We start from the raw sequence: 25,793 nt of genomic DNA, 5'->3' as shown, positions 1-25,793 counted from the left end.
TCCGCAACATCTCCGCTAACGAAGAAAGTTGTGGTTGGTTTCGTATGTCGAACACTCTGCTCCAATGGGACAACGGAGAGGTCACCACCGTCTCCGGTCCGTACAACGTGACCGGCGGCGTCGCACCGCCGCCGTCGACCAACACGGTCGCCCTCACCGGTGGTCCCGGCCAGGGCGGAACGATCACCGTCACGCAGGCCGGTCCGGATCCAGGCGCGTTGGCGGGACCGTGCATGAGCAACGCGGCCAGGAATCTGAACGTCCCGATCCAGACGGCCAGCTTCGGCTAGCCCGCCCCCGGACAGCAGAACGGCCCCCAGATTCCACTGGGGGCCGTTTCGTTTGAGTCAGGACTCGCTCCACGCTCCGATGGAGGTGAGGTGCCGCAGCGTCTTCACCACGGCGGGCGCGCACCGATGCCCGTCATCCGGGCCGAGCCAAGCCATTTCCGCGATCTCCGCCGCGGGCGCGGGTGTGCCGTGCCCCGGCGCGCGGAAGCAGTGCATCTCGACAAGCGTGCCGGGACGCCCGTGGGCCGGTGCGGTAATAGTCACCACGGGCGTGATCCGGTGCGCCTCCAAATCGACGCCGAGTTCTTCTCGAACTTCACGAACGAGCGCTCGCGCCAGGCTCTCGCCCGGTTCGGGTTTGCCACCCGGCAGGTAGAAGGCGTCGCGTCCCTCGGTCCTGACCGCGAGTAAGCGGCCGTTCTCGACACACAACCACGCCACCGACGTGAGCGTTCGTTCCTGCATCTTCGGCACTCTACGGCGTCGTCAGTCCTTGAGCGCCTCGAGCAGGGCCGCCCGCTGACGGGCGCCGAGGCCACCGATGCGGCGGTCCTCCGGAATCTCGGCCTGATCCATCAACTTCGCGGCCTTCACCGGTCCAACGCCCGGCAGGGCCTTGATGACCGCCGCGACCTTGGTCTTCTTCACCAAGTCGTCGGAGTCGGCCTTCTTCAGAAGGTCGGCGACCGACACTTTGCCCGCCTTCACCTTGCCGATCAGTTCCGAGCGCGCCTTGCGGACCGCAGCCGCTTTGGCCAACGCTTCGGTGCGTTGTTCGGCGGTCATTGTAGGCAGTGGCATGTTCTCCTCCGCTTCCACTCGTCACTCGAACATCTGGTTGACCGGACCGAGTAAACAGCACCGTGACGAGAGCGCAAGTCCGACACACCGGGAACGACGTCGACGAAATAGCGAGGAGTTATCTGGACCCGGGTCAGCGAAATCCTCGAAAAGGACACACCGGGCGGCGTAACACCGGCGCGCGAACCCGCGACAGCATCATCGACGGCACCTGCACAGGATCAAGGTTCAACGGCGAACCACGGGGGATCAACGGCGATCCCCGGCAACGGGCGCGACGGCCATTTCGGCTCCGATCGTCACCGTGTCCCACCGGAGCCGGTCCGCTCGCCGAGGCAACGGACGCCTCACCCGACGAGCGAAAAACATATGTCCGACAGGGGGATTCAGAAATGGTCTTAGGCGAGAACTGAGCTACGGACGGGAACGTGTTCGGGTACTGCTAAGCTCCGGGACTAGAACACGTTCCAATCCGTCAGGGGTGACCGATGGCACAGATCCGCGATGTGGTCGAGCAGTACGTGAAGCTGGTCGGCTCGGGCCCGACCGAGGAGATCGTCGATCTCTACGCCGCCGACGCGACGGTCGAGGACCCGATCGGCAGCCCGGTCAAACACGGGCACGACGCGATCCGCGAGTTCTACGGCGTGATCGCCGGCCTGGATCGGGATACCGAGCTGCACACCGGCACCATCCGCATCGCCGGACGGCATGCCGCATTCAGTTTCACCATCGTCACCAGGGTGGCCGGCCAGCGTTTCACCCTCTCCCCCATCGACGTGATGGAATTCGACGAGGACGGCAAGATCATCGGCATGCGCGCCTACTGGGGGCCCGACGATATGCGTGTCGAGCCGATCGCCGAGTAATTGCGGACTGCCGTGTGTCAGATTTTTGAACCCTCGATACACGAAATCTGTTGCTGCTCGGAGTGATTGATCACATTCCCCGCAGAGGTCACCGGGAATACCTGCCTGGTTCAACGGTGAACTCGGAGGGGAAATGAAGATCTTCATTGCCGACGCGGCGGAAGCGCTCAGCAGGCGCGCGGTCGCGCGTTCATCGCGGCGGGCATCGGGTGACCTCGATGGCACGAAATCCCGAAACGGCGGCACTGTCAAGGGATTTGGACGCCGATCCGGTCACCGCCAACCGCGTCGATCCGGCCGCCGTGACCGCGGCGGCGCCCGGCCTGCCGCCGCTGCGGCAGCCGCGGCTATGCGGCGCCATATAGCCCGAATCACAGTGGGCCGCAGGGCATTTCTCGGCATCGTCGTCGTATGGAGAGGAAGCGGCCGGTACCACTGTGCTGGTACCGGCCGCGGTCAGGGATGATGCAACCTCATCCCGTGTGGCTCAGGCACGGGTGAATGAGCGGCACGATCGCGGAGAATCCGGACACGATCTCGAACGCTCCGGCGTACCCGGAGACCTCGAACAGCCGTTCCACGCAGCGGGGGCCGGTGATCAGGCGCAGATCCACGCCGTTGTGCCCGGCCCATGTCCTTGCCTCGATCAGCACCCGCAGGCCCGCGACACCGAAGAAGGTCACGGTGGACAGGTCGACGACGAGCAGCGGCGGTGCGGTGCGCAGCGCGCCGATCAGGCGACTACGCAGCTCACCAGCGGTGTAGAGATCCACCTCACCCTCGACCGTGCAGACGGTGGCGGCCTCGGTCGGCACGGCCACCGCCACGCGGAGTCGATCGCGGCGGGGCGGCGCCACGGTGGTTGCGGTGGGGCTTGGGGTAACGAGAACAGTCGACATTGCGGACCCCGGTCCTTGTCGCGCGCACGGCAATCCCATCGATTGCGTACGAAGACTTTTCGCCCGGTCGGCACAGCGACCCCGGACTAGGCTGGTTGCTCAACCCTGATCGTGGAGTACCCCAACGACCGAACCGTTACACCTCGGAAATACAAACGACGGCGCGGGGCCGTTGCCCCGCGCCGTCGCTCGGCGTGCTGGTGTGCGAACTATGCCGTCTTCTCGCGACGCTCGGCCCGCTGGGCCTTGCGCGGCACGATGGTCGGCAGCACGTTCTCGGTGACGGTATCGCCGGTGACGACCACCTTGGCGACGTCGTCGCGGCTGGGGATGTCGTACATCGCCGGCTGCAGGACCTCCTCCATGATGGCGCGCAGACCACGCGCGCCGGTGCCGCGCAGGATGGCCTGATCGGCGACCGCGTCGAGCGCGTCCTCGGTGAACTCGAGATCGACCCCGTCCATCTCGAACAACCGAACGTACTGCTTGACCAGCGCGTTCTTCGGCTCGGAGAGGATCTTGACGAGGGATTCCTTGTCCAGGTTGGTCACCGACGCGACGACCGGGAGGCGGCCGATGAACTCCGGAATCAGACCGAACTTGATCAGATCCTCCGGCATCACCTCGGCGAAGTGATCGGTGGTGTCGACCTCGGCCTTGGAGCGCACCTCGGCGCCGAAACCGATGCCGCGGTGGCCGGTGCGGTCGGAGACGATCTTCTCCAGCCCGGCGAACGCGCCTGCGACGATGAACAGCACGTTGGTGGTGTCGATCTGGATGAACTCCTGGTGCGGATGCTTGCGCCCACCCTGCGGCGGCACGCTCGCCTGGGTGCCCTCCAGGATCTTCAGCAGCGCCTGCTGCACGCCCTCACCGGAGACGTCGCGGGTGATCGACGGGTTCTCGCTCTTGCGGGCGATCTTGTCGACCTCGTCGATGTAGATGATGCCGGTCTCGGCGCGCTTGACGTCGTAATCGGCCGCCTGGATCAGCTTCAGCAGGATGTTCTCCACATCCTCGCCGACGTACCCGGCCTCGGTCAGCGCCGTGGCATCGGCGATCGCGAACGGGACATTGAGCATCTTGGCCAGCGTCTGCGCGAGATAGGTCTTACCGCAGCCGGTCGGCCCGAGCATCAGGATGTTCGACTTGGCCAGCTCGACGGTCTCCCCGCGGCTGTCACGGCCCTTGTCGCCCGCCTGGATGCGCTTGTAGTGGTTGTAGACGGCCACGGCAAGCGTGCGTTTGGCGGTGTCCTGGCCGATGACGTAGTTCTCCAGGAAGTCCCGGATCTCGGCAGGCTTGGGCAGTTCATCGAGTTTGACCTCGCTCGACTCGGCGAGCTCCTCCTCGATGATCTCGTTGCATAGATCGATGCACTCGTCGCAGATGTACACCCCTGGTCCCGCAATGAGCTTCTTGACCTGCTTCTGACTCTTTCCGCAGAACGAGCACTTCAGCAGATCGCCGCCATCACCGATGCGCGCCATCTCGTGGGTCCCTACTTCCTTGTCCGCGTGCAACCGTTATTCCAGATTGCCAGTTATCTGCCGCCCTCGGGCAATGCCGGTAACGCTTCGGCGCAATGCCGCTAACGCTTCGGCCTCTTCCGGCGGGTGGGGCAGTGCTGACAACCGGGAGCAAAGGTCCCTAGGTTGACCGTACCCGGTGTGCGCGACGGAGGTCGACAACTCGAGCATGTTTCTCGCGAGGGTTGTGCGAGTTCTCACCACAGTGGCAGGAATCTCGCGGGTGCGACCGGCACGGATGCCGATCGCGAGCTTCGCGGAATCACACCGCACGAAGTCGATACCGTGCGGCGCGTTTCCGCGAAACAGGACGGCCGGGAAGGACGCCGGTTGGCGCACTTCCCGGCCGGAATTGCCTGTCTGACAGTTACTTACGAGCGACGCCCGCCCGTCGCCCGACCACCACCCCTGATGGGATCGCTGCGCGATGCTCTATTTCTGCGCGCTCAGCTTGCGGTAGTCGAACACGGTATCGATGATGCCGTATTCCTTGGCCTCGTCGGCGGTCAGGATCTTGTCGCGGTCGGTGTCCTTGCGGATGGTGTCCGCGTCCTTACCGGTGTGGCGCGCCAGCGTGGTCTCCATCAGGCGGCGCATGCGCTCGATCTCGGCGGCCTGGATCTCCAGGTCCGACACCTGCCCCTGGATGCCACCCTCCAGCGACGGCTGGTGGATCAGCACGCGGGCGTTGGGCAGGCAGGCGCGCTTGCCGGGGGTGCCCGCCGCGAGCAGTACCGCGGCGGCCGAGGCGGCCTGGCCGAGGCAGACCGTCGCGACATCGGCACGCACGTACTGCATGGTGTCGTAGATGGCCATCAGCGAGGTGAACGAGCCACCGGGCGAGTTGATGTACATGGTGATGTCGCGGTCGGGGTCGAGCGACTCCAGCACCAGCAGCTGCGCCATCACATCGTTGGCCGAGGCGTCGTCCACCTGCACGCCGAGGAAGATGATGCGCTCCTCGAACAGCTTGTTGTACGGGTTGGATTCCTTGACACCGAAGCTCGAGTGCTCGATGAACGAGGGCAGGATGTAGCGCGACTGCGGGCTGGCCGGAGCAATCCCGGACAGTCCGGCGCGTGGGTCGATCAGAGCCATCTTCTCTCCAAAGTCTGTGAGGGTGAGCGGGATTCGCTGCTTACTTGCCCGCGCCGTTCGCCTGGTTCGCGTGGCTGATCACGTGGTCGATGAAGCCGTACTCCAGCGCCTGCTGTGCGGTGAACCAGCGGTCGCGGTCGGCGTCGGTGGTGACCTGCTCGATGGACTTGCCGGTGTGGAAGGCCTGCAGCTCGTTCAGCTCGCGCTTGGTGTGCGCGAACTGCTCGGCCATGATCGCGATATCGGCGGCCGAACCACCGATGCCCGCCGACGGCTGGTGCATCATGATCCGGGCGTGCGGCAGCGCGTAGCGCTTGCCCTTGGTGCCCGCGGTGAGCAGGAACTGCCCCATCGAGGCGGCCAGGCCCATGCCGTAGGTGGCGATATCGCACTCCGAGAACTGCATGGTGTCGTAGATGGCCATACCGGCGGTCACCGAACCACCGGGCGAATTGATGTAGAGCGCAATCTCCTTGGTGGGATCCTCCGCCGACAGCAGCAGGATCTGCGCGCAGATCTTGTTCGCGATGTCGTCATCGACCTGGGTGCCGAGGAAGATGATGCGCGAACGCAGCAGGCGCTCGTACACCGAATCGCTGAGGTTGAGACCAGCAGTCGGGGACGTCATGACGACCTCTGCGGGGTTGATTGTCACGGATACCTGCCTTCTCTCGCCGGCTCGTTGCTGATAGCCGAACAGCCATCTCTAGGTTCGCTTGCCACAAACATTAACGAAGCAGGGCGGCACCGAACTCCCGGTACCGCCCTTCTTCGCTCACAGCGCAATCACATCATCACGTGGACGCCGGTCACGCTGCATTTTCTGAACTTATTCGGCGGCCGCGGTGGCGGTCTCCGCCTCGTCGGCGGAATCCTCGGGGGCACCGAACATTTCGTTGGTGTCCACGGCGTTGCCGGCGGAGTCGGTCACCTTCACCTTGCCGACCACACCCGCGAGCGCCTTGCCGCGGCGCACGTCGGCGAAGACGGCGCCGAGCTGACCGGCCTGCTGCACCTGCTGGATGAACTGCTCCGGCGCCATGCCGTAGCGCTGCGACTGGAACAGGATCCGCTCGGTGAGCTCCTCCTGGCCGACCTGGGTGTTCTCGGCCTCGGCGATGGCATCCAGCAGCAGCTGGGTCTTCACCGACTTCTCGGCCGCTTCCTTGGTGTCCTTGTCGAACTCCTCGCGGCTGGAGCCCTGCGCCTCGAGCGCCTCGGCCAGCTTGGCCTCGTCGTGGTCGAAGCCGTGCACCGCGTCGTGCAGCACGGCGTCGATCTCGGCCTGGACGACCTTCTCCGGCAGCGGCACCTCGACCTGCTCCAGCAGGGCCTCGAGCACCTTGTCGCGGATCTGGCCGGCCTGCTCGACCTTCTTGACGCGCTCGACGCGGGTCTTCAGGTCGGCCTTCAGCTCGTCCAGGGTGTCGAATTCGGAAGCCAGCTGGGCGAATTCGTCGTCGGCCTCGGGCAGCTCGCGCTCCTTGACGGAGGCGACCTTGACCGTGATGACGGCGTCCTTGCCCGCGTGCTCGCCGGCGACCAGCTTGGAGGTGAAGTCCGCGGACTCACCGGCGGACAGGCCGATCACGGCCTCGTCCAGGCCCTCGATCAGCTGGCCGGAGCCGACCTCGTGCGACAGGCCGGAGGTGGCGGCATCGGCCACCTCCTCGCCGTCCACGGTGGCCGACAGGTCGATGGAGATGAAGTCGCCGTCCTGCACGGCGCGCTCGACACCGGTCAGGGTGCCGAAACGCTGGCGCAGCGACTGCAGCTGCTCCTCGATGTCCTCGTCGCCGATGGTGAACTCGTCGACGGTGACCTCGATGCCGGCGTAGTCCGGCAGGGTGATCTCGGGACGGACGTCGACCTCGGCGGTGAACGCCAGCTCCTGGCCGTCCTCGATCTTGGTGATCTCGATATCGGGCTGGCCGATGACCTTCACCTCGGAGGTGGTGACGGCCTCGCTGTAGCGGCCGGGCAGCACGTCGTTGACGACCTGCTCCAGCACGGCGCCACGGCCGAGACGCGCTTCTAGCAGCTTGGCGGGCGCCTTACCGGGACGGAAGCCGGGGATACGGACCTGCTTGGCGAGTGCCTTGTACGCGCGGTCGAAATCAGGCTTCAGTTCCTCGAAGGGCACCTCGACATTGATCCGGACCCGGGTCGGGCTCAGCTGCTCGACGGTGCTCTTCACGGACATGCTCCTTGTTCGTTGTTCGTTCCAGGTTGAGGCGCAAACCCTCGCCTCTGATGGCGAGGGATGCGACGTACGCATCCCGACCAGGGTAGTTGACCGGCCGCGGTGGGCTGCAGCCGGTCAGCGACCAAGCGGTATGCAGGCCGGTTCAGCTCTTGCCGACCGCGACCGCGTCGGTGACGAAGACCAGCGTCTCGTTCGGCGCGACACCGCGCCCGCCCGCGCCGTAGCCGAGGTCCGGCGGCACGATCAGCAGCCTGCGCGCGCCCTGCTGCACGCCGACCAGGCCCTGATCCCAGCCCTGGATGACCTTGCCCGCGCCGAGCGTCAGCTGGAAGGGGGTGCCGCGATCGAAGGAACTGTCCAGCTTCTTCTTGTTGGACCAGGTGACCAGCGAATAGTTCATGGTCAGCTGCTGGCCGACCTCCGCGCCGGGGCCGCTGCCCTCGACCAGATCCTTGACGATCAGCTGCTTGGGCGGATCACAGCTGTCGGGAATGGTGATGACGGGCGCGACGCCGAAGCCGCCGGTGACCCCGATGTCGTCCGCGGTGCATTCGCGGCCCTTGCTCGGTGCCTGCTTCTGCGCGGCCGCCGCCGCGCTCGTGCTGGAGGACGGGGCGGCGGACTTGTCGTCGTTCGAGCCGCACGCGGTCAGCGCGATGGCCGCCGCCGCGATGGCGCCGAGCCCGATGATCCTGCCGAATGTCTGCATGCGGCAGGACCCTAGACGACCGAGCGGCGTTGCGGCACATCGCCGCGCTCCCCAGTGGACCGGCCGGTAGGTTGGAGGCGACTCCTCCCTCCGGTGTCGGCTGCGGGCGGTGATACCTCGGCCGACGAGGAATCCGGCGGCAGGAGTGATAGGCACCCTTGACGGGGGAAGCGACCGATAGGCATCCAGGGAGAACGGCTATGGCCGGCAACAGGTTTGCTGGGTGGACTCGGCCGGCTGGACACTTTTCGGTAATAACCCCGCGGAACCTGGCGATTCGCGCGAAAAGTGACCGCTCAGCAGAGGTACCGTGCCGAAACTTCCTTGCGGCGCATTCGTTGCTGGGTGACGATCGCTAGATGTTGCTCACCATCACCTGCACAGCACCGGACGGCGCCGCCTGGCCGGCGACCGACCTCGGGTTCCTGCTGCACAAGAACCCCGACCGGGTGCAGGAGTTCGAGCAATCGTACGGAACCGCGCACGTGCTGTACCCCGAGGCGACCGCGGCGCGCTGCACCGCCGCGCTGCTGCTGGAGATCGATCCGATCCGGCTGGTGCGCGGACGTACCCGTGGCACACCGGATTTCAGCCTCGGACAGTACGTCAACGACCGGCCGTACGCGGCGTCGTCGCTGCTGTCGGTGGCGATCGGCGCGGTCTATCGCACGGCGCTGCACGGCCGCTGCACACAGCGGCCCGAATTGGTGACCACGCCGCTGCCGTTGCGCGTCGAACTGCCCGCGGTGCCGTGCAAGGGCGGGCCCGAGGTGGCCGAGCGAGTGTTCGCGCCACTGGGCTGGACGGTGAAAACCACTGCGCTGCCGCTGGATCCGGCGTTCCCGGAATGGGGTGATGCCCATCACCTGCGGCTCGAGCTCACCGGCACGCTCCGGCTGTCCGAGGCGCTGTCGCATCTGTACGTCCTGCTGCCCGTCCTCGACGGCGCCAAACACTACTGGCTGGCCGCCGACGAGGTCGACAAGCTCATCCGCGCGGGCTCCGGCTGGCTCGCCGAGCACCCGGAACGCGGCTGGATCACCCGCCGCTACCTGGCCCGCCGCCACTCCCTGGTCCAGACCGCGCTGGCCCGCCTTGCCGAGATCGACGACGTCGATCCCGAACAGCTCGGCGCGGTGGACGAGGTGGTCCTCGACGAGCAGGTGGTGAGTTCGTCCGACGGTGCGCAGCACGACGCGGGCCATGCGGATACCGCAGGCGGACAGGGTGACCCGGCCGTCGCAGCCGCCGCGGGCGTGCCCGCCGACAGAGCCCTTGCCGCACCGAGGAGTGCGGCCGTCGCTGATGCGGAGGGCGACACGGCAGCCGAAGCAGGCGTTGGTGAACCCGGTGGCACAACGGTCGTGGATGCGCAGGGCGGCGTGGAGCCGCCGCGGGTGTCGCTGGCGGTGCAGCGGCGGGCCGGGGTGATGCGGGCGCTGCGCGGTACGGGGGCGCGGCGGGTGCTGGATCTCGGGTGTGGTGAGGGGGCGCTGTTGCGGGAGCTGTTGGCGGATACCATTTTTACCGAGATCGTGGGGGTGGATGTTTCGATGCGGTCGCTGGGGATCGCCAAGCGGAAGTTGCGGCTGGATCGCGCGCCGGAGCGGGTGGCGCGACGGCTGACGCTGTTGCAGGGCGCGCTGACCTATACCGATGCCAGGCTGCGCGGGTACGACGCCGCGGTGCTGATGGAGGTGATCGAGCATGTCGATCCGCCGCGGCTGCGCGCGCTGGAACAGGCCGTATTCGGTTCGGCCGCACCGGGATCGGTGATCGTCACCACACCCAACAGCGAGTACAACGTCTGCTATCGGCAGGAAGACGCGGATTGGATGCGCCACCACGATCACCGCTTCGAATGGACACGGGCGGAATTCGCCGACTGGGCGCGTCGCGTCGACGAAACCTACGGATACGCCGTGCTTTTCGAGCCGATCGGCCCGGTGCACGACACGTTCGGCGCGCCGACCCAGATGGCGATCTTCCACAAGCGCGCCGACGCGACGAAGGGAGCCGCGTGATGACCGAGCTGTCCATTCCCGAACTCTCGCTCGTCGTCCTGATCGGCAGCACCGGCTCGGGTAAATCGACGTTCGCGCACAAGCACTTCCGTGCGACGTCGGTGGTGTCCTCCGACGCCTGCCGCGGCATCGTCAGCGACGACGAGAACGACCAGTCGTCCACGCCGGACGCCTTCGCGCTACTGCACCACATCGCGGGGGTGCGGCTGCGGCGCGGCCTGCGCACCGTGATCGATGCCACCAACGTGCAGCCGAAGTCGCGTCAGGAACTGATCGCGGTGGCACGCGCGCACGACGTACTGCCGGTGGCGATCGTGCTCGACGTACCGGATGCGGTTTGCCTGGAACGCAATGCGCACCGCGAGGACCGCGCGCATCTCGGCGCGCACGTGGTGCACCGGCAGCAGCGCGAGCTGCGCCGTGGCCTGCGCGGCCTGGAGCGTGAGGGCTTCCGCAAGGTGTACGTGCTGCGCGGGGTCGAGGAGATCCAGGCCGCGAGCATCGTCGACGAGAAGGCGTGGAACGACAAGCGGGAACTCACCGGGCCGTTCGACGTGATCGGCGACGTGCACGGCTGCCGCTCGGAACTGGAAACGCTGCTGGGCGCACTCGGCTACACCGTGCACCGCGACGAACTCGGCCGCGCCGTCGGCGCGGAACACCCGGCCGGACGCACGGCGGTGTTCGTCGGCGACCTCGTCGACCGCGGCCCGGACACACCGGGTGTGCTGCGCCTGGTGATGGGCATGGTCGGCGCGGGAACGGCGTTGTGCGTCACCGGAAATCACGAATTCAAGCTGGTGCGCGCGCTCGACGGCAGGAAGGTGAAGCTCGCGCACGGGCTCGCCGAATCGCTCGCGCAGCTCGAAGCGCAGGATGAGGATTTCCGCAAGGCGGCACTCGACTTCTGCCGCGGGCTGATCAGCCACTACGTGCTCGACGGTGGCCGGTTGGTCGTCGCGCACGCCGGGCTCAAGGAGGAGTATCACGGCCGGGCCTCCGGGCGGGTGCGCTCCTTCGCCATGTACGGCGAATCCACCGGGGAGACCGACGAATTCGGGCTGCCGGTGCGCTACCCGTGGGCCGACGACTATCGCGGCCGCGCCACCGTGCTGTACGGGCACACGCCGATGGCCGAGCTGCAGTGGGTGAACAACACACTGTGCCTCGACACCGGCGTGGTGTTCGGCGGCAGGCTCTCCGCGCTGCGCTATCCGGAACGCGAACCGGTTTCGGTTCCGGCCGAACAGGTCTGGTACGAGCCGGTGCGCCCGTTGCAGGCGACGACGATCGTCACCGAGGCGGGCGTGGTGCACCGCGAGCACGGTGTGCTCGACCTCGACGACGTGATCGGCCGCCGAGTCGTGCAGACACGCCACCACGGCCGGATCGGCGTGCAAGAGGAGAATGCGGCGGCCGCATTGGAGGTGATGAGCCGCTTCGCCATCGACCCGCGCTGGCTGATCTACCTGCCGCCGACGATGGCGCCGTGCGCCACCTCGTCGCGGGACGGCCTGCTCGAGCACCCGGCGGAGGCGTTCGCCTACTACCGGTCAGAGGGCGTCACCAGGGTGGTGTGCGAGGAGAAGCACATGGGTTCGCGCGCGATCGTGGTCGTCGCGCGCTCGGCGCAGGTCGCGCGCGACCGCTTCGGCGTCGACGACGGCAGCACCGGTGTGCTCTACACCCGTACGGGCAGGCCGTTTTTCGACGATGCGGCACTGACCGAGGAGCTGCTCGCCCGCCTGCGCGCCGCGGCCGAGACGGCGGGCCTGTTCGACGAGCTGCGCACCGAATGGCTGCTGCTCGATACCGAACTCATGCCGTGGTCGGCCAAAGCCGTCGGCCTGCTTCGTGATCAGTACGCGGCCGTCGGCGCGGCGGCGCGTGCCTCGCTCGGCACCGCGGCCTACCTGCTCGCCGCGGCCGCCGATCGCGGACTCGACGTCGGCGACCTCGCCGCACGCACCACCGCGCGCAAGGCCGACGCGGACGCCTTCACCACCGCGTACGGCCGCTACTGCTGGCCCGTCGAGGGTCTGACCGGCCTGCGTCTGGCCCCGTTCCAGATCCTGGCCACCGAGGGCGTGAACTACGCCGTCCGCGACCACGATTGGCACCTCACCCACATCGACCGCCTGGTCACCGCCGACCCCGGCCTGTTCGCACCGACCGGCCGCATGCCGGTCGACCTCGACGACCCCGCGAGCGAAGCGGCCGCCACCACCTGGTGGACCGAACTGACCGCGGCGGGCGGCGAAGGCATGGTGGTCAAACCACTCGACGCCCTCGTCCGCGCGCCTGCCCGAGTACGCCGCTCCGACACCCCGGCCGACGGCGGCGATGCAGCGGCGCCGGCCATCGGCGGGGCAGTCGTCACCGAGGACTCTGATACCGGCGGTGGACGACTCGTCCAGCCCGGGGTGAAATGCCGTGGCCCGGAATACCTCCGAATCATCTACGGCCCGGAATACCTGCGCGACACCAACCTCCACCGCCTGCGCACCCGCGGCCTGGGCCGCAAACGCTCGATGGCACTGCGCGAATACGCCCTGGGCCTGGAATCCCTCGACCGCTTCGTAGCAAGCGAACCCCTCTGGCGCGTCCACGAAGCCGTATTCGCCGTCCTAGCCCTCGAATCCGAACCCGTAGACCCCCGCCTCTAGCGCACTGGCCAGCAGCCCCCGTCGAGCGCAGTCAAATGGCCCCCTGTTTCGGCGCGTCGCAGGGCCATTCGACTGCGCTCGGCAACTTGGTGCCGGTCAGGTCAGCAGCTTTGCGGCGTGCGGTTGGGCGGGAATGGGTTGTCGTTGCCCGGACGGAGTGGAACCGGTTACAGTTTTGGCGTTAGCGAGCCGCTTGCAAGTGTTAGGCGGCGGTTGGCGTTTGGACGAGGGAGTCTGACCATGGCTGCTGCTGAAGGGGCTCCCGCGACGGGGGCCGCGGTGCGCACGATGCTGATCGACGATCGGTTCACGGCGGTGGCGGCCAAATTCTTCGCGATGTTCCGGTATCGGCGTCAGGGTGGTGGGGCGCTGGCGGTTTATCTGAACGGTGAACCGGTGCTCGATATTTGGGGTGGATGGGCCGATGAGCATCGGCGCTGGCGGGCGGATTCGATGGTCTTGGCCTACTCCACCGGCAAAGGTGTGGCGGCAACAGTGCTGCATCGGCTGATCGAGCGGGGTGTGCTCGATCTGGACGCACCCGTCGCCGACCACTGGCCCGAGTTCGCGGTGCGGGGCAAGGCCGAGTTCACCGTGCGCACGGTGCTCAACCATCGGGCGGGCCTGCAGGGCATCCGCGGCCTGGTCGCACCCGACGAGCTGCTCGACCACGACACGGTCGCCGCCGCACTCGCCGCCGCCGCACCGGATCCGATGCGGTTGCGCGCCTCCGGATATCACGCCCTCACCTTCGGCACGCTGGTCGCCGAGATCGCCGAGCGAGCCACCGGCCGCGGCTTCACCGACCTCGTCCGCACCGAACTCGCGGAACCGCTCGGCGAGGACGACTTCTGGTTCGGCGTCCCGCGGCATCACCGGCATCGCTTGGCCCGGCTGTCGCCGCGACTCGGCGTCGCGCGCATCCCCTTCGATACGCTCATCGGCCCGTTCGCCTCGGTCCAGCGGGTGCGCTCGGCCCGCAGTGCGGTCTACGACGGCTGGGCCGACATGACGTTGGGCGCACGGCCCTACGACGCGATGATGCCCGGCTGGAACGGCGTTTTCACCGCACGCGCGCTGGCCAAGATGTACGGCGCCATCGCCAACGACGGCCTGGTCGGCCACCGCCGCCTGCTGCGCCCCGACACCACCCGCCTGCTCGCGCAGATGCCGCCGAACAGCCGCTACGACTATGTCCTCGGTGGCCCACCGCATTTCGCGCTCGGCTACCACCGCGCCATCGTCGGCACCCGGCTCACCCGGCAGGCGTTCGGCCACTTCGGCATCGGCGGCTCCGGCGCCATCGCCACCCCGAGCCTCGGCCTGTCCGTCGCCTTCGTCACCAATCACCTGGGCAATCACCTGATGTCGCTCGGCGACGCCCGGCTGCCGGTGCTCGCGGCCATGTCCGAGCGGGCGGCACGGTCGGCACGCGAGGTGGGTACCCCCGATCTGCTCGACGCGCCGGTCGCCAGCTGAATCCGCTCGGTCCGCCGACGGGTCCGGCTGCTGTTCGAGCCGCCAGCGCGCCGGGGATCCGCTCGAGTGGCACCGACGCGCCGCGTGCCTATAGTTTTCTTCGCAGGGCAAAAGACCCATCCGCTGAGGGACAAGGAGATACGGTGCGCATCGGACTGCTGACCATAATCGTTCTCGGAGCCGCGGCGGTGGCGGCGCCCCTCGCGGGAGCCGATCCCGGGCAGAGCGGATTCACCGTGCGCGCCGTCACCGGCTCCGATCAGCTACCCGTGACCGGCGTGAGCGTCGGCGTCGCCAACTGCGCCGCCGGCCCGGTGCTGACCACGCTCACCACCGGCACCGACGGCACCGTCACTCAGCCGGTCGCACCCGGCTGCTACCAGATTTCGGTCACCACCACCCCCGGCGGCTGCGAGCTGGCGGGCGGCCACAGCCAGCAGGTCAACGTCGCTCCGGACGCCATCGCCACCGCCACCTTCCAATTCCGCTGCGCCTGAACGGATCAGGCGACTTCATCCTTGATGGCGCGTACCACGGCCGCGACGCGGATGTCGATGAGCGTCGTGAACCGATCAGCGGCCGCGGGCACCGCGACGGGCGTGCGGGTGTCGTCGATGACGTAGCGGCCGTCACCGTCGAGATCGCGCCACCGCAACCGGTGCCTGGTCAGGCCGCGCGGCCCGAAGATCGACCGCCGCTGCACCACATCGACTGTGCCGCAGCGAATCATCGGATGATCGAGGAAGTCCAGCGAGCGCCGCGCCGCGGAATCGGCCGCGGTGTCGAATACCCGCGACTCGCGGTACCCGTAGTCCATGTCCGAATCCGCGACCAGCGCGATATCGGCCCGGCTCCCGGCACCGACCCGTGGCAGCGCGGCAACCACTGTCGGGCCCAATCCGACTGCCGTGCAGGAGGTTACGGTGAATCCGCCGCTGTGCCGTACCGTCTCCCCCGGCCGCTGGGTGATCAGGTACCCGCGCTCGCCCGCCCGGACCGCGAGCATCCTGATGCTCGCCGCCGGATCGGCCCGCCCGACGCCGCCGTGCACCTCGATCGCGATATCCGGCGACGCCATCGCCTCGAACACCTCGTCGCACGAGTCATCGCCGGTGCACCGCAACCGATCCCGCGTGTCGGCCTTTTCCCGGAGGAAGTCGTAGTAGCCCGGCGTGCGGCTGGTGAAGGTGAGCGGCGCGGGCAGGAAGTCCTGCCGCATCCGCTCCCACAGCACGACGAACTCGAGGTCGGTGAAGGTCCAGGTGCGGTTCATGACCGCACGACGGCACGGACGGTCGCATGATCGCCGCCGATGGCCTCGTCGAGGTGCTCGTCGGAGGTCAGGTATTCGGCGCGCTGGTGCTCGCGGCGACCGTTGTTGCCGTTGCCGGGAGTCCCGGGCGGCACCATCCCCGGCTGCCCGGCACCCGAGCTGCCCGGAATTCCGGTACCGCCGTTCGTGATCGGCTCGATCGGGGTCGCACGGGGGAACAGCTTCGCCGAGGCGAGGCTGCGGACCGGTGGCGGCGATGCCGGTGCGCCGCCACCACTTCCAGCGCCACCCGGCACCCCCGCCCCGGACATCTTGCGCGGGTTCGGCGCCGACCCCGGTGGCCGCGCACCGTCCTTCGGCGGTTGCGGCAGCCCGTTGGCGCCCGCTGCGAACAATGAGCGAGCCTGTGCCAGTGCGGAACTCGGTGAGCCAGCACTCGGCGAAGCAGAACTCGGCGTATCCGCGGGTGGACGCGGCGCCGTACCGGTCGGCGGTTTCGACGGCGATCCGGGTGGGTTGCCCGGCGTCGTCCCCGGCCGCGAGTCCGATGGCACACCGGGCGCGGGTGCGGGCACCGCTGGCGCGCCGGGCGGTGCTACCGGCACCGGCGGCGACGGCACCACGGGCGGCAATACCGGACTCGGCGGCGGTACCCCGGGGCCCGATGTCGGCGCCGCCATCACGTGCGGCGTGCCGCCGGATCGGGCCGGATCGGTGTCCGGATTCTGCGTCTCCGCCTTCGGCTCGGGAGGCGGCGGCACACTGCTGGCATCGGGCAGGATCGGCACCATGGCCGAGGACGATTCGTGTCCCGGAATGTAGGTCGAGACATAAGCCCTGGTGGCTTGCTCGATCATGGCCGACTCCCGTTCGGCGTCCCGCTCGGGGTCGAAACTTGTCGGCATCTGCGCCTTGGTCGCGGCAAGCCAGCTCGAGGTGTAGCGCAGGTTCTGATCGACCAGGCGCATGCTCTCGGCCAGCAACGCCACGTTGTCGTGGTAGGCGTTGGCGGCCACGATCGCGCCGTTCATCCCCTTGCCGGTCCACACCTTGTCGCGTTCCATATCGACCAACCGCTCGGTCAGCGTGGCGAAGGCGGTATCGAGCCGATCGGCCATCCAGCCCCAGACGCCGGCCGTGTCCATCACCGTCTGCGCGGTGATGCCGGCACCGACCAGTACGAACCAATCGGCATGGTGCCCGTACGGGTTTCCCGGATCGATCCGGGTGGTGTCGTACTGGATGGTCTTGCGCGGCCCGGTGACCATGGGTCTGCCGCTCCAGGCAGGCGGCGGCGTCGCCCCCGGCTTCGGCGGCGGCGGGACAACGATCTTGGCCGTCATATCGGTTTTGATCTGGTCGAACATGTCCTTCGAGTCATGTTCCGTATTCGCGTATAGATTTCCCGCCGCCACGAAGGTCTCGCCCATGTCGGACAACAATTCCCGATGCCCGGTGAGAATCTTTCGCAGCGCGCCCGCGGTCCCGTTGAATTTGCCCGCCAGCGCCAGCGCGGATGCCAAATGGCCGTTGTCACTGAATCCTTTGTGCGCATCGATGTCGACAATTCGCGCCTCGACGACCCCGATCGTGGCGAGGACATCGGCAGTGAACTCCGCCGCGGCGCGGGCCGCGCGACCGTCCTGAATCACCAGTTCACCCTGGTTCGCCTGATCGGTCAGGTCGCGCCACGGATTGGTTTCAACGATCATCGAGCCTCCTGGATCGCGTCTACCCACAAATATCGAGCGCCGCACGCTCGAATTCAAATCCGCACCGTCAGCGAGTCATCCATTACCGATCATCGAAAAATCATCGGCCGGTTGAACATTCGATTCCTGGACCGTCACACCGGCCAGCGCCAACTGATAGAAGGCGCCGGCCAGGTCGATCTCGTCATCGATGTCGAATGCCTCGAGTACGTCGTCGCGGGTGACGGCGCTCGCCTCCGCGGCGGCCAGCAATGCGGTGATCGCCTCGCGCCGGGCGGACTCGCCGAGGATCCGGCAGCCGATATCGATCACCGTGTCCCTGGTGTAGATGCCCGGGATGGCCGATTCGATCTGCCGCGGTTCCGGCGACTCCCCGCGATACCAGGCGGCGCCGTCCCACCAGTAGCAGAACGAGAGCACACCGGAGACGGCACGCCGGTCGAGCACCGGGATGGCGAGCCAATCCGGCGCGCCCGCAAAGTAATTCGGCAGCGGCGCGCCATCGTTGTATGCCGCGTCCAGCGCCGCGTCGTCGTGCACACCGCCCGAAAGCACCGCACGACCGCCCGGCAGCAACTGGATCGTCGATCCGCTGCCCCGGTCACCGTCGAACCAGGCGGAGGCGGCGAGCACTCGTGGCCCCCAGTCGGATCCGACCGCGACGGCCGTCGCCGCCAGCACCGCCCAGCGCACCCACACCAGTTCGAGCGGCGGGAACGCGACCGGCGCGGCGACGGTGCCCGCTTCCCGATCGGCCCGCCGCTGCGCGACCACCTCCAACGGCCCCCGCCACTGCCTACCCTCGTGCCGCAGATGCGCGGCCAGCCAGACCGGCAGTCGTTCCCGCGGGAATGCCGACAGGTCGGCCTCGTAGGCCGCAGCGGGGAGCAGATGCCCATCGGGAAACGGCGCCGCACCGTAGTCGTAGTCGAGCTGGAGATCACCGGAGTCGCTGAGCCGCAACCCGACTCGCCACCATGCCATGCCCTCGAGCTCAACGGTCCGCGCACGCAGCAGCCGCACGAGCCGCATCGCCTCGGCGGGCACGTCCACCCGGATACGGTCGTTCGCGGCATCGATGAAGACGGCCTCCGCGACCGCGGCGACGGTGGTCACCGAGAACACCACCTCCAGCGATCGCCATCGCGCGGGCGCGTCCGGTAGCAGAGCCTGGATGATCTGATGCGCGAGATCCGTTGGCGTATCGGACTCGGCCGCCTCGCTGTGCGGTTCCGGTTCAGGCTCTGGTTCTGGTTCTGGTTCAGGCTCCGGCTCCGGCTCTGGTGACGAGTCCGCGAACCCGCCGAGATTGAATGCGATGTCCGGCACCTCACCCTGCGGCACATCACCCTGCGGCGCGGCATCGCGCAGTGCATCGCCGTACAGCGCATCGTCACGCGGCGCCGACGGCGAGATATCCTGCGGCGCGGTGTCATTCATGGTATTGGTCACTTCTCGAATCGGGGTCGACGGTGATCGGGTGGCCGGTGTCTCAATCGTCGTCGGCGACCATCGAACGCGACGCTCCACCGGCGTAGCGTCCGGCTCGATCGGCGCTGTCGATGCGGTCCGGCGCGTTGGGCGGGCTCATCGGGGCTCGCGATTCACCCGGTATGTGCTCGGCGAAATCCATTGCCCCCTCCAGCAGATCCGACAGCTTGGGCCAGTGGGCGCGGCGTGCCATCAAGGGCCGCACCAGTTCTCGCCCCGCACTCGCCGCATCCATCGCGGCGCGCTGCACGGTCTCGGTGAGCGCGCCGGCGATCTCGTCGTAGGTCAGATCGCCGATATCGTCGGCGAACCGGATCTTGGTGAGGATGCCGTTGGCGTCAACGGTGACCGTCACCCGCTTGTCGTGCGCGGAGGCGGACGCGGTCAGCTCCGCACGTTCGCGATGTACTCGCGCGATCTCTTGCAGATGCCCTTGCAGGCCCTCCATCACCGTCGCCAATTCATGCTTCAAGAAATCATTGGTCATCATGCGCTCCTATGGCACCGCAACAGGCGGCCGGGCCGAGCCAGGTGGCCGCAGGGCGGGCTCGATGAGTGTAGGCGGCTTGGGCCGCGCCGGCTTCGAGGGCTTGGCGGGACTCTGCGACAGCCGGTGCGCATCCTCATACGAATCGGGGTCCGTCCAGAAACCGTCGTCCGGCGCCCACTGTGCGGTGAAGTACTGCGGGAATACCACGGGCAGCTTGATCTTCTTGGCGCGAACCCGGCCACTCATATCCACCCCGTCACGCAGCTGACGCTCGAACCGAGCGTCTTTCATCGCCTGCGCCAGCTCGGCCCTCGCCTTGATTTCGGCCATCACCGCTTCGACCCGGTCCAGGCCGGACGCTTTCGCGTGATCCCGGCGATCGTCGCGCAGGTGGGTTTCCCGCTCGATCAGCTCTCTGATGTTGTCTTCCAATCGTTGGCGGCGTTCGGCTCGCGCCGATTGTTCATCCGCTGCCCGCTGCTTGTGCTGCTCATTGGCCGCCTTCTGGTCGTCCACCGCCTTCTGCAAAGCGTCGATTCTCTTCTCCTGCTGTTGCTTTGCGGCCGAAGATTCGGCAGGCGGCTCGGCCGAGGCTCGCGCGAGATCGGCTTCGGCCTTCGCCAATTTCTGCGCACCCTCTGCCTCTTCCCGCCGGCGCAGCTCGTTGTGCCGCTCCTCCACCACCTTTCCCGATTCGTGGATCTTGACCAGGTCCTCGTGGAGGCCGGTACCGAACGGCTTGTCACCACTGGTCTCGAGCCGCCGCACAGCAGCGGCTTGATCGGTGAGCTCGGTTTTCATGCGCAGGTACTCGTCGGTCAACTTGCCGTGCTCGTTCTTGACCCGCAGCTCGGCCAGCTCGAACACATCCTTGGCGTGATCGAGCGTTTTCACGTTCTCGCGTGCCGTCGTGTGCTCATCCGTGGCCGACTTCAGATCCTTCTCGCGGTCGGCCTTTTCCGCGCGCGCCTGTTTCTCGTCGAGCCGCGCCTGCTTCAGCTCCTGGGTTCGCTTTGTCACGTCGTCCGTCGCGTCGGCGACGCGCTTGGTGAGCGGTTCGAGGTCCGGTTGCCGTTGTCGCAGTTCGCGTTCGCGTTCCTCCAGTTTCGCCTGACGTCCTTCAGCGAGCTCACGCTGGTGTCGGACTGCGTCCAACCTGTCCTGAGCAGCTTTCAATGGGGCAGACTGCGCCCTGTCCGCCAGGGGTGTGTTCGCCTCGAGCGTATTTTTATGGTTCTGGGCGGTCTCCTCCCCTTGACGGAGCGAGGTGACCATTTCCCCGGCCTCTACCCGGCCTTCAGCCGCCTGGCGAACAAGGACCTCGATGTGGTTGATCGGCGCGTTCGGCGCGAAGTCTTCGGCTATATCCTTTCCGGCACGCCCCATCTCGGACAGTGCTTCGTGCAGCGCGGCCTTGATCGGCGCCACCGCACGCAGGAGTTCGGCCTCACGTTCGGCGAGTGCGCGCCGTGCATCGTGCAGCGCGAGCTGCTTTTCGCCGACTTCGTTGCTGCGCAGGCGGAGCACATCCTCGGAAAGGCTCAGTTGCGCCTGCTTGGTGCGCACCGCGTCTTCGGCCGCGTCCAACCTTCCCCGCACGTCGCCGTGCTCGAGCTTCAGCCTGTCCAATGCGCTACTGGCGCTGTCGTATTCGTCCAGCGCCGACTTCATCTTGGGTGGCAGATCCTGGTGACGTTCCGCCACCAGCGTGTCGAAGTGCTCCAGCACGTCCAGGTCACTGTTGAGCTCATTGCGTTTCGCCACAGCGGCTTTCATCGCAGCGTCCCATTCGGCCAGTGACCGGTCCTTGGCCGCCTTGACCTCTGCCGTCGTCGGCGGTGTCCCGTCGGCCTCCGGTCGCGGTGTCTGCGTCACCGTGTCGTCCGAACTGGTATGCCCCGCTGGTTTTTCGGTGTCTGCCGCGCCGTCGGCGGTCCGCTTGGCCGGTTCCTGGTGTGCGCCCGCATCATCGCCGGGCTTCCGCGCGACATCGTCGAAGCGCTTGCGCCACCCCTCTGCTTCGCCCCTGCGGTCCTGCGCGGAATCCAGCTCACGCTTGGCCTGCGCGGCTGCCGCCTTGGCGTTGCCGAGGTCCTTTTGCGCCTCAGAACGCCGGGCATCGGTGGCGAGGTCGAGCCGTTGCTTGGCCTGCGCCACAGCTTCGTTCGCCCGCACCAACTCCTGATTCGCCTGCTCCACCTTCAGCGCAGCGCGTTCCACGCTCGCGGCGGCCCGGGCGGCATCGGCCTCGGTTCGCTTCGCGGCCGCTAGATCGCGCTGATCCCGCAGAGCCGGTTCGGCCTCGGCCGCATACCGGTTGGCCTCGCTCTTGTCCTTGCGCGCCTGCACCACATCCGACCACGACGTGGTTCGCTCAACGGGCGGCCTGGCCGTCGCCTCCCAGGGATACTTCAGTCCGGGCGTACCGGGCCCGGGCTTGGTCAGCACCTCCCATGCGTACTTCACTGCCGCCTTGGCGGGTGCGGTCCACAGTTCGGCGGCCGATGCCGACGGCTCAGCGGCCTTGGCCGCGGCAGTCTCATGCAGCACCGCGTCCCGGTCGGCGGCCGCGGCCTTCAGCTCGTGTTCGGCGATCTTCTTCTGGCGCTGCAAGATCGAGTTGTCGGGCGACCGGCGCAAGCTGTCCGCTGCCGATGCCAACTGCGCCACGGCTCGCTCATGCACGGCGTCGGCCCGGAGCCGCAGCGCGTCGGACTTGGCATCCGTCGTCCCGTGCCAGCGCGCGATCGCCTCGGCCCGCTGCGCTGTCGCCTCGGCCCGCGCGGCATCGAGCTTCGCTTCGGCGACCTTCAGCGCGTCGGGCGAGTCGGCGCGTGCCCGCACCACTTCGAGTTCCGCCTGGCGCACCTTCGACGTCGCGCGCGCGTCCTCGGCGATTATTCGGGACTGCGGCGAATTATGTTGTTTCTCTGCGATTTCGGCTCGTTTCACGTCCGCGTCGGCATGCGCGGCTGCCGCCTCGGCCTTCGCTGTGTCGAGCTCGGCCTGCGTCTTGGCGAGCGCCTCGGCATCATTCGGCCGGTTCCTGGCCGCGTCGGCGTGCGCTTGCTCCGCTTTGGCCGTGGCCACGTCCCGATCGGACGCAATCGCCCTGTCGCGCAGCACATCCGCCGCACCGCGCGCCAGCTCCGCCTTGACCCGCATCGCCTTGCTGCCGACCCGATCGGCGGTGACCTGCGCCTCGTGCGCCACCAGATCGGCTTTGGCCTGCGCCGCCCTCGCGTGCTCGGCGGCCGCCTCTTGCTCCAGGACGCGCAGCCGCTGGGGCGTATTCTCCGGCTCCGCCTTGGCCCGCGCCACCAGTTCGTCGGCCTGCCTGGCGTAGAACTCGGTCTTGTTCACCTCCGCTCTCTTCTGCACCCCCTCGGCAGCGGTCACATCGAGTTTCGCCGAGCGGATTTCGTCGGCACGTCCCGATTGCGCGACGCTCTGCAGCCGCTCGGTCTTCTGCGTCACTTCGAGCTGCGCCTTCGATGCCGCCGCATCGACCTCGGCCTTCGTAGAACGCTCCGAACTCGTTCCGGCTGTGTCAGGCGAATTGTGCGGCGCGGCTTGCTGGTCCACGTGCGCCTCGGTCCGCTCCGAGAACTCGGCGCGAATCCGCTTGGCGGTGTCGTACTGGGCCTGCTTCTCCTGAATCTTGGTCTGGGCCAGGTCCTGCAGTTCGTATTGATGCCTGGTCCGGGTCGTCTCTTCGTGCGCCCGCGGGTTCCAGTCGTCGAGCCGGGTACTGTTCTTACGCGCCGCGGCATCCGCCTTCTTCGCCGCCGCTACTTCTTCGGCGTGCCGCGCGTCCATCTGCGCACGGGTCTCCGTACTCGGCTTCGGGGGCGGAGCCTGCACCGCGTCGTTGCGCACCGGCGCCTCAGCGCTATGGGTCGAGCTCGATGACGGGGGTGGGGGTGGGGGTGGGGGCGCCGATTGATCGGTCTTGCTCGTCTCGGCAGGCGGCGTGACTACATCGGTGTGCTCGGTTTTGATCTGTGGCCGCCCTTGGACCGGGGCCGCACCTACCTCTGGATCGGCGCGGACAGCGAGGTGGTAATGCTCGCCCTCCACTTTCACCAGCGGAATCTCACGACCTGGTGTCGATGAAGCGGCCACACTATTCGTTGCCGAACCAGGCGGCACCACATGTTCGATCCCCACATTCGGACCACGGAGCTCGAATTCCACATTGAACACCCTGGCCGCGGCTGCCGGTAACGAATCGGCGACATCGACCGCCCATTGGCGAGGAATCGCCAGCCTATCCAACTGCGCATTGAATTGCGCTCTGCGCGTTACATCGTGCTGAGCGTCCAGTTGCTCAAGCCTGTCAACACTCGCGCTATTGTATTCGGCCAGTTGTGCCGGTGTTCTGTCGAAATTGTAGTTGTTCAGGTAGCGGTCTCGGTTATTCCTGATTTCCGCGACAAGGTCGCTGCGCATTTTGTTGAGCCTGGCTTGGTATGCCGGCCCAGTCCTGACCTGCTCACCGCCGGGCATGAGGAGGCGATCGAGCACGTGGAAGAAGCAGTCGCCGTCGCGGGGCATCGACTTCCATTCGTAGCCGGCCGGAAGACGATCCCAGAAGGGTGTGCTCGACTCCTGATGCGCTCCGGGCAGCGGCGCCGCGGACTGCTCTCCGTCGACCGGTCGCTCGTCGAGGTGAGGCTGCTTGGGGGCAGCGCTTTCCTCGTGTAGCCGCCCGGTATCCGTCACATCGTCGGGGTGAGCGGGTATCAGCTCCTCGGCGTGTTTGGTACTACTCGCGGGCGGCACCTCGGTTCCGGTGCTGGTGGCATGCACGCCGAGCGTCGGATCCTGGGCCGGATCGTGCGCGGCGCGGGCACCGTTGGACGGCGTGGCCTCCGATTGGCCGGTGTGCGCCGCCGGTTTGGCGGGCTCTTGCTGATGCGCCTGGCCCTTTGCCGGGACCTGCTGTGGCGTGCGGTCGGAGCTGTGCGCCTCGGGCAGGGGGCGAGTCGGGGTTTTTGTCGTGCCGGCGTCTTCTCTCGACCGGCTGTCCGTCGACCGGTGCGGCTCCGTGCTCGCGCTCCCGGTGTGCGAGTTCTTGGCGGCATTCGAAGCGTTGGGATGCTGGGGCGGCGCACCCGAATGCTGGCCCGGTGCACCCGAATGCTGGGGCGGCGCAGTCGGATGCTGGGGCGGCGCACTCGAATGCTGAGCGGCAGGCGATCCGCTGGGATGCTGACCAGTGGGTGCGGCGTTCGGATGCTGCGAGCCGTTCGAAGTATTCGGGTGTTCACCGGTGCTCGCGTGCTGGTTCGTATTCGCGTGCTGGTTCGCCGTGGCATCGGTGTGTGCCGACGTCTTCGCGCCCTGGCTCGTATTCGGGTGATCCGGCGCCCCTTTCGAGGAGGAAGGCGGAGCTTCGTCGCCCACTACCCGAGACACATCGGCCTTCATGGCATCGAAATGCGGCTTGGCACCTGGCGCCGCGCCGCGCTCACCGATATACCCGCGCTGCGCGCCGGTGATCGTGCCCGCGATGGCACCACCGGCGAGTCCGAGGCCCATATCCCAGTTGCCGGTGATGAGGCCGTTTATGGTGCCGCCGGTCGCGCCACTGAGGATATTGGTGGTGATCGCGACAGGGACACCGGTCGCCATACCGGCCAGCCCCCTGGTCGGGTCGTAGCCGCGCAGGACGAATTGTCCGCCGATGTACTTCTGGAGCTGGTTGGTCGGCATATGCGCGACGATCGGGCCGACGACCGAGGTCAGCGCGGTCAGCCCGATCTCGTTCCACGCCAGTTCATCACGGTGACCTTTGGTCATCTGGATGCCTTGGACCAGCAGATCCTGGCCGACACCCCACATGGCCATGTTGATGCCCTTTTTGAACAGGAACTCGGAGAACTCGTGCAGGCTCTTGCTGATGGAGAACGCCGCCGTATCACCGACGGCCGCCTTCAAAGCATCTGTGGCGCCCGGTTTCAGCCGTCCTGCCGCCTTACCTGCCGCGGCGCCGACCGCCTTACCCGTCTCCGGCGCGAACGTTCGAAAGTCCTTGACCACGAACTTGAGGAACTTGCCCAGCTGATTGCCGATCACCGGAATCGAACGGATCACATCCAGAAACCGCTGGCCGACCTTTTGCACGAACGCCCGCGTGGCGGCGATCGCCGCGATTTCGTTGATCACCGCGGTCGGCGGCCACAGCCATGCCTCGGCGATCTCGATCGCCAGCATCACCGTCGAAACGATGATCATGAGCTTGGTCTGCTCCA

Annotated in this window: 20 protein-coding genes; 7 read left to right on the top strand and 13 right to left on the bottom strand. The window is 67.3% G+C overall.

The features are described 5' to 3' along the window. Positions 1-44 precede the first annotated feature (44 nt). Positions 45-290: a hypothetical protein gene (locus ACIG5A_RS11170; RefSeq protein WP_397240024.1), complete on the top strand. Its 246-nt coding sequence runs from the start codon at positions 45-47 to the stop codon at positions 288-290. Positions 291-347: 57 nt separating this feature from the next. On the opposite strand, the gene ACIG5A_RS11165 is transcribed toward ACIG5A_RS11170, so the two are convergent. Continuing rightward, positions 348-755, bottom strand: coding sequence for an NUDIX domain-containing protein (locus tag ACIG5A_RS11165; RefSeq protein WP_397240023.1), 408 nt, complete (start codon positions 753-755; stop codon positions 348-350). A gap of 21 nt (positions 756-776) precedes the next feature. After that, positions 777-1,091, bottom strand: a complete 315-nt coding sequence (mihF, locus tag ACIG5A_RS11160; RefSeq protein ID WP_397240591.1) for an integration host factor, actinobacterial type — start codon at positions 1,089-1,091, stop codon at positions 777-779. A 488-nt stretch (positions 1,092-1,579) separates the two neighbouring features. Between mihF and ACIG5A_RS11155 the strand changes: the two genes are divergently transcribed. Both ACIG5A_RS11155 and ACIG5A_RS11150 read left to right on the top strand, forming a co-directional pair. Further along, entirely contained in the window at positions 1,580-1,960 is a 381-nt protein-coding gene (locus tag ACIG5A_RS11155; RefSeq protein ID WP_397240022.1) for a nuclear transport factor 2 family protein, read from the top strand. Positions 1,961-2,178: 218 nt separating this feature from the next. Then, positions 2,179-2,325: a hypothetical protein gene (locus tag ACIG5A_RS11150; protein WP_397240021.1), complete on the top strand. Its 147-nt coding sequence runs from the start codon at positions 2,179-2,181 to the stop codon at positions 2,323-2,325. 108 nt (positions 2,326-2,433) lie between these two features. Here the strand turns inward: ACIG5A_RS11150 and ACIG5A_RS11145 are convergent, their stop codons facing one another. From ACIG5A_RS11145 to ACIG5A_RS11120, 6 genes are all read right to left on the bottom strand, one after another. Continuing rightward, on the bottom strand, positions 2,434-2,859 hold the full coding sequence (locus ACIG5A_RS11145; protein WP_397240020.1) for an STAS domain-containing protein: 426 nt from the start codon (positions 2,857-2,859) through the stop codon (positions 2,434-2,436). A 209-nt stretch (positions 2,860-3,068) separates the two neighbouring features. Beyond that, entirely contained in the window at positions 3,069-4,349 is a 1,281-nt protein-coding gene (gene clpX / locus ACIG5A_RS11140) for an ATP-dependent Clp protease ATP-binding subunit ClpX (RefSeq protein WP_397240019.1), read from the bottom strand. A 471-nt stretch (positions 4,350-4,820) separates the two neighbouring features. Beyond that, positions 4,821-5,486, bottom strand: a complete 666-nt coding sequence (locus ACIG5A_RS11135) for an ATP-dependent Clp protease proteolytic subunit (RefSeq protein WP_397240018.1) — start codon at positions 5,484-5,486, stop codon at positions 4,821-4,823. A 40-nt stretch (positions 5,487-5,526) separates the two neighbouring features. Continuing rightward, positions 5,527-6,114, bottom strand: coding sequence for an ATP-dependent Clp protease proteolytic subunit (locus ACIG5A_RS11130; RefSeq protein ID WP_397240017.1), 588 nt, complete (start codon positions 6,112-6,114; stop codon positions 5,527-5,529). Between the two features lie 201 nt (positions 6,115-6,315). Beyond that, entirely contained in the window at positions 6,316-7,683 is a 1,368-nt protein-coding gene (gene tig, locus ACIG5A_RS11125) for a trigger factor (protein ID WP_397240016.1), read from the bottom strand. Positions 7,684-7,834: 151 nt separating this feature from the next. Further along, on the bottom strand, positions 7,835-8,401 hold the full coding sequence (locus ACIG5A_RS11120) for an FKBP-type peptidyl-prolyl cis-trans isomerase (protein WP_397240015.1): 567 nt from the start codon (positions 8,399-8,401) through the stop codon (positions 7,835-7,837). Between the two features lie 359 nt (positions 8,402-8,760). On the opposite strand from ACIG5A_RS11120, the gene ACIG5A_RS11115 reads away from it, so the two are divergent. From ACIG5A_RS11115 to ACIG5A_RS11100, 4 genes are all read left to right on the top strand, one after another. Next, positions 8,761-10,425, top strand: a complete 1,665-nt coding sequence (locus ACIG5A_RS11115; RefSeq protein WP_397240014.1) for a 3' terminal RNA ribose 2'-O-methyltransferase Hen1 — start codon at positions 8,761-8,763, stop codon at positions 10,423-10,425. Then, positions 10,425-13,091, top strand: coding sequence for a polynucleotide kinase-phosphatase (locus tag ACIG5A_RS11110; RefSeq protein ID WP_397240013.1), 2,667 nt, complete (start codon positions 10,425-10,427; stop codon positions 13,089-13,091). The genes ACIG5A_RS11115 and ACIG5A_RS11110 overlap by 1 nt, the downstream gene beginning before the upstream one ends. Positions 13,092-13,331: 240 nt before the next feature. Further along, positions 13,332-14,570 (top strand): serine hydrolase domain-containing protein, encoded by a 1,239-nt coding sequence (locus ACIG5A_RS11105; protein WP_397240011.1) that lies wholly within the window; start codon positions 13,332-13,334, stop codon positions 14,568-14,570. Positions 14,571-14,713: 143 nt separating this feature from the next. After that, entirely contained in the window at positions 14,714-15,067 is a 354-nt protein-coding gene (locus tag ACIG5A_RS11100) for a hypothetical protein (RefSeq protein ID WP_397240010.1), read from the top strand. A 5-nt stretch (positions 15,068-15,072) separates the two neighbouring features. Here the strand turns inward: ACIG5A_RS11100 and ACIG5A_RS11095 are convergent, their stop codons facing one another. The 5 genes from ACIG5A_RS11095 to ACIG5A_RS11075 all read right to left on the bottom strand — a co-directional run bounded on the left by ACIG5A_RS11095 (position 15,073) and on the right by ACIG5A_RS11075 (position 25,755). Continuing rightward, positions 15,073-15,843, bottom strand: a complete 771-nt coding sequence (locus ACIG5A_RS11095) for an ESX secretion-associated protein EspG (RefSeq protein ID WP_397240009.1) — start codon at positions 15,841-15,843, stop codon at positions 15,073-15,075. Beyond that, positions 15,840-17,555 carry a hypothetical protein gene (locus ACIG5A_RS11090; protein WP_397240008.1) on the bottom strand — a complete coding sequence of 572 codons (1,716 nt, stop codon included), beginning with the start codon at positions 17,553-17,555 and terminating at the stop codon, positions 15,840-15,842. The genes ACIG5A_RS11095 and ACIG5A_RS11090 overlap by 4 nt, the downstream gene beginning before the upstream one ends. A gap of 75 nt (positions 17,556-17,630) precedes the next feature. Then, positions 17,631-18,995 (bottom strand): hypothetical protein, encoded by a 1,365-nt coding sequence (locus ACIG5A_RS11085; protein WP_397240007.1) that lies wholly within the window; start codon positions 18,993-18,995, stop codon positions 17,631-17,633. Between the two features lie 52 nt (positions 18,996-19,047). Beyond that, positions 19,048-19,536, bottom strand: coding sequence for a YbaB/EbfC family nucleoid-associated protein (locus ACIG5A_RS11080; RefSeq protein ID WP_397240006.1), 489 nt, complete (start codon positions 19,534-19,536; stop codon positions 19,048-19,050). Between the two features lie 6 nt (positions 19,537-19,542). Continuing rightward, entirely contained in the window at positions 19,543-25,755 is a 6,213-nt protein-coding gene (locus ACIG5A_RS11075; protein WP_397240005.1) for a hypothetical protein, read from the bottom strand. Between the last annotated feature and the right edge of the window lie 38 nt (positions 25,756-25,793).

The sequence above is a fragment of the Nocardia sp. NPDC052566 genome, from assembly GCF_044547285.1.
GTDB lineage: Bacteria > Actinomycetota > Actinomycetes > Mycobacteriales > Mycobacteriaceae > Nocardia.
This window is presented reverse-complemented; position numbering and strand designations above follow the sequence as displayed.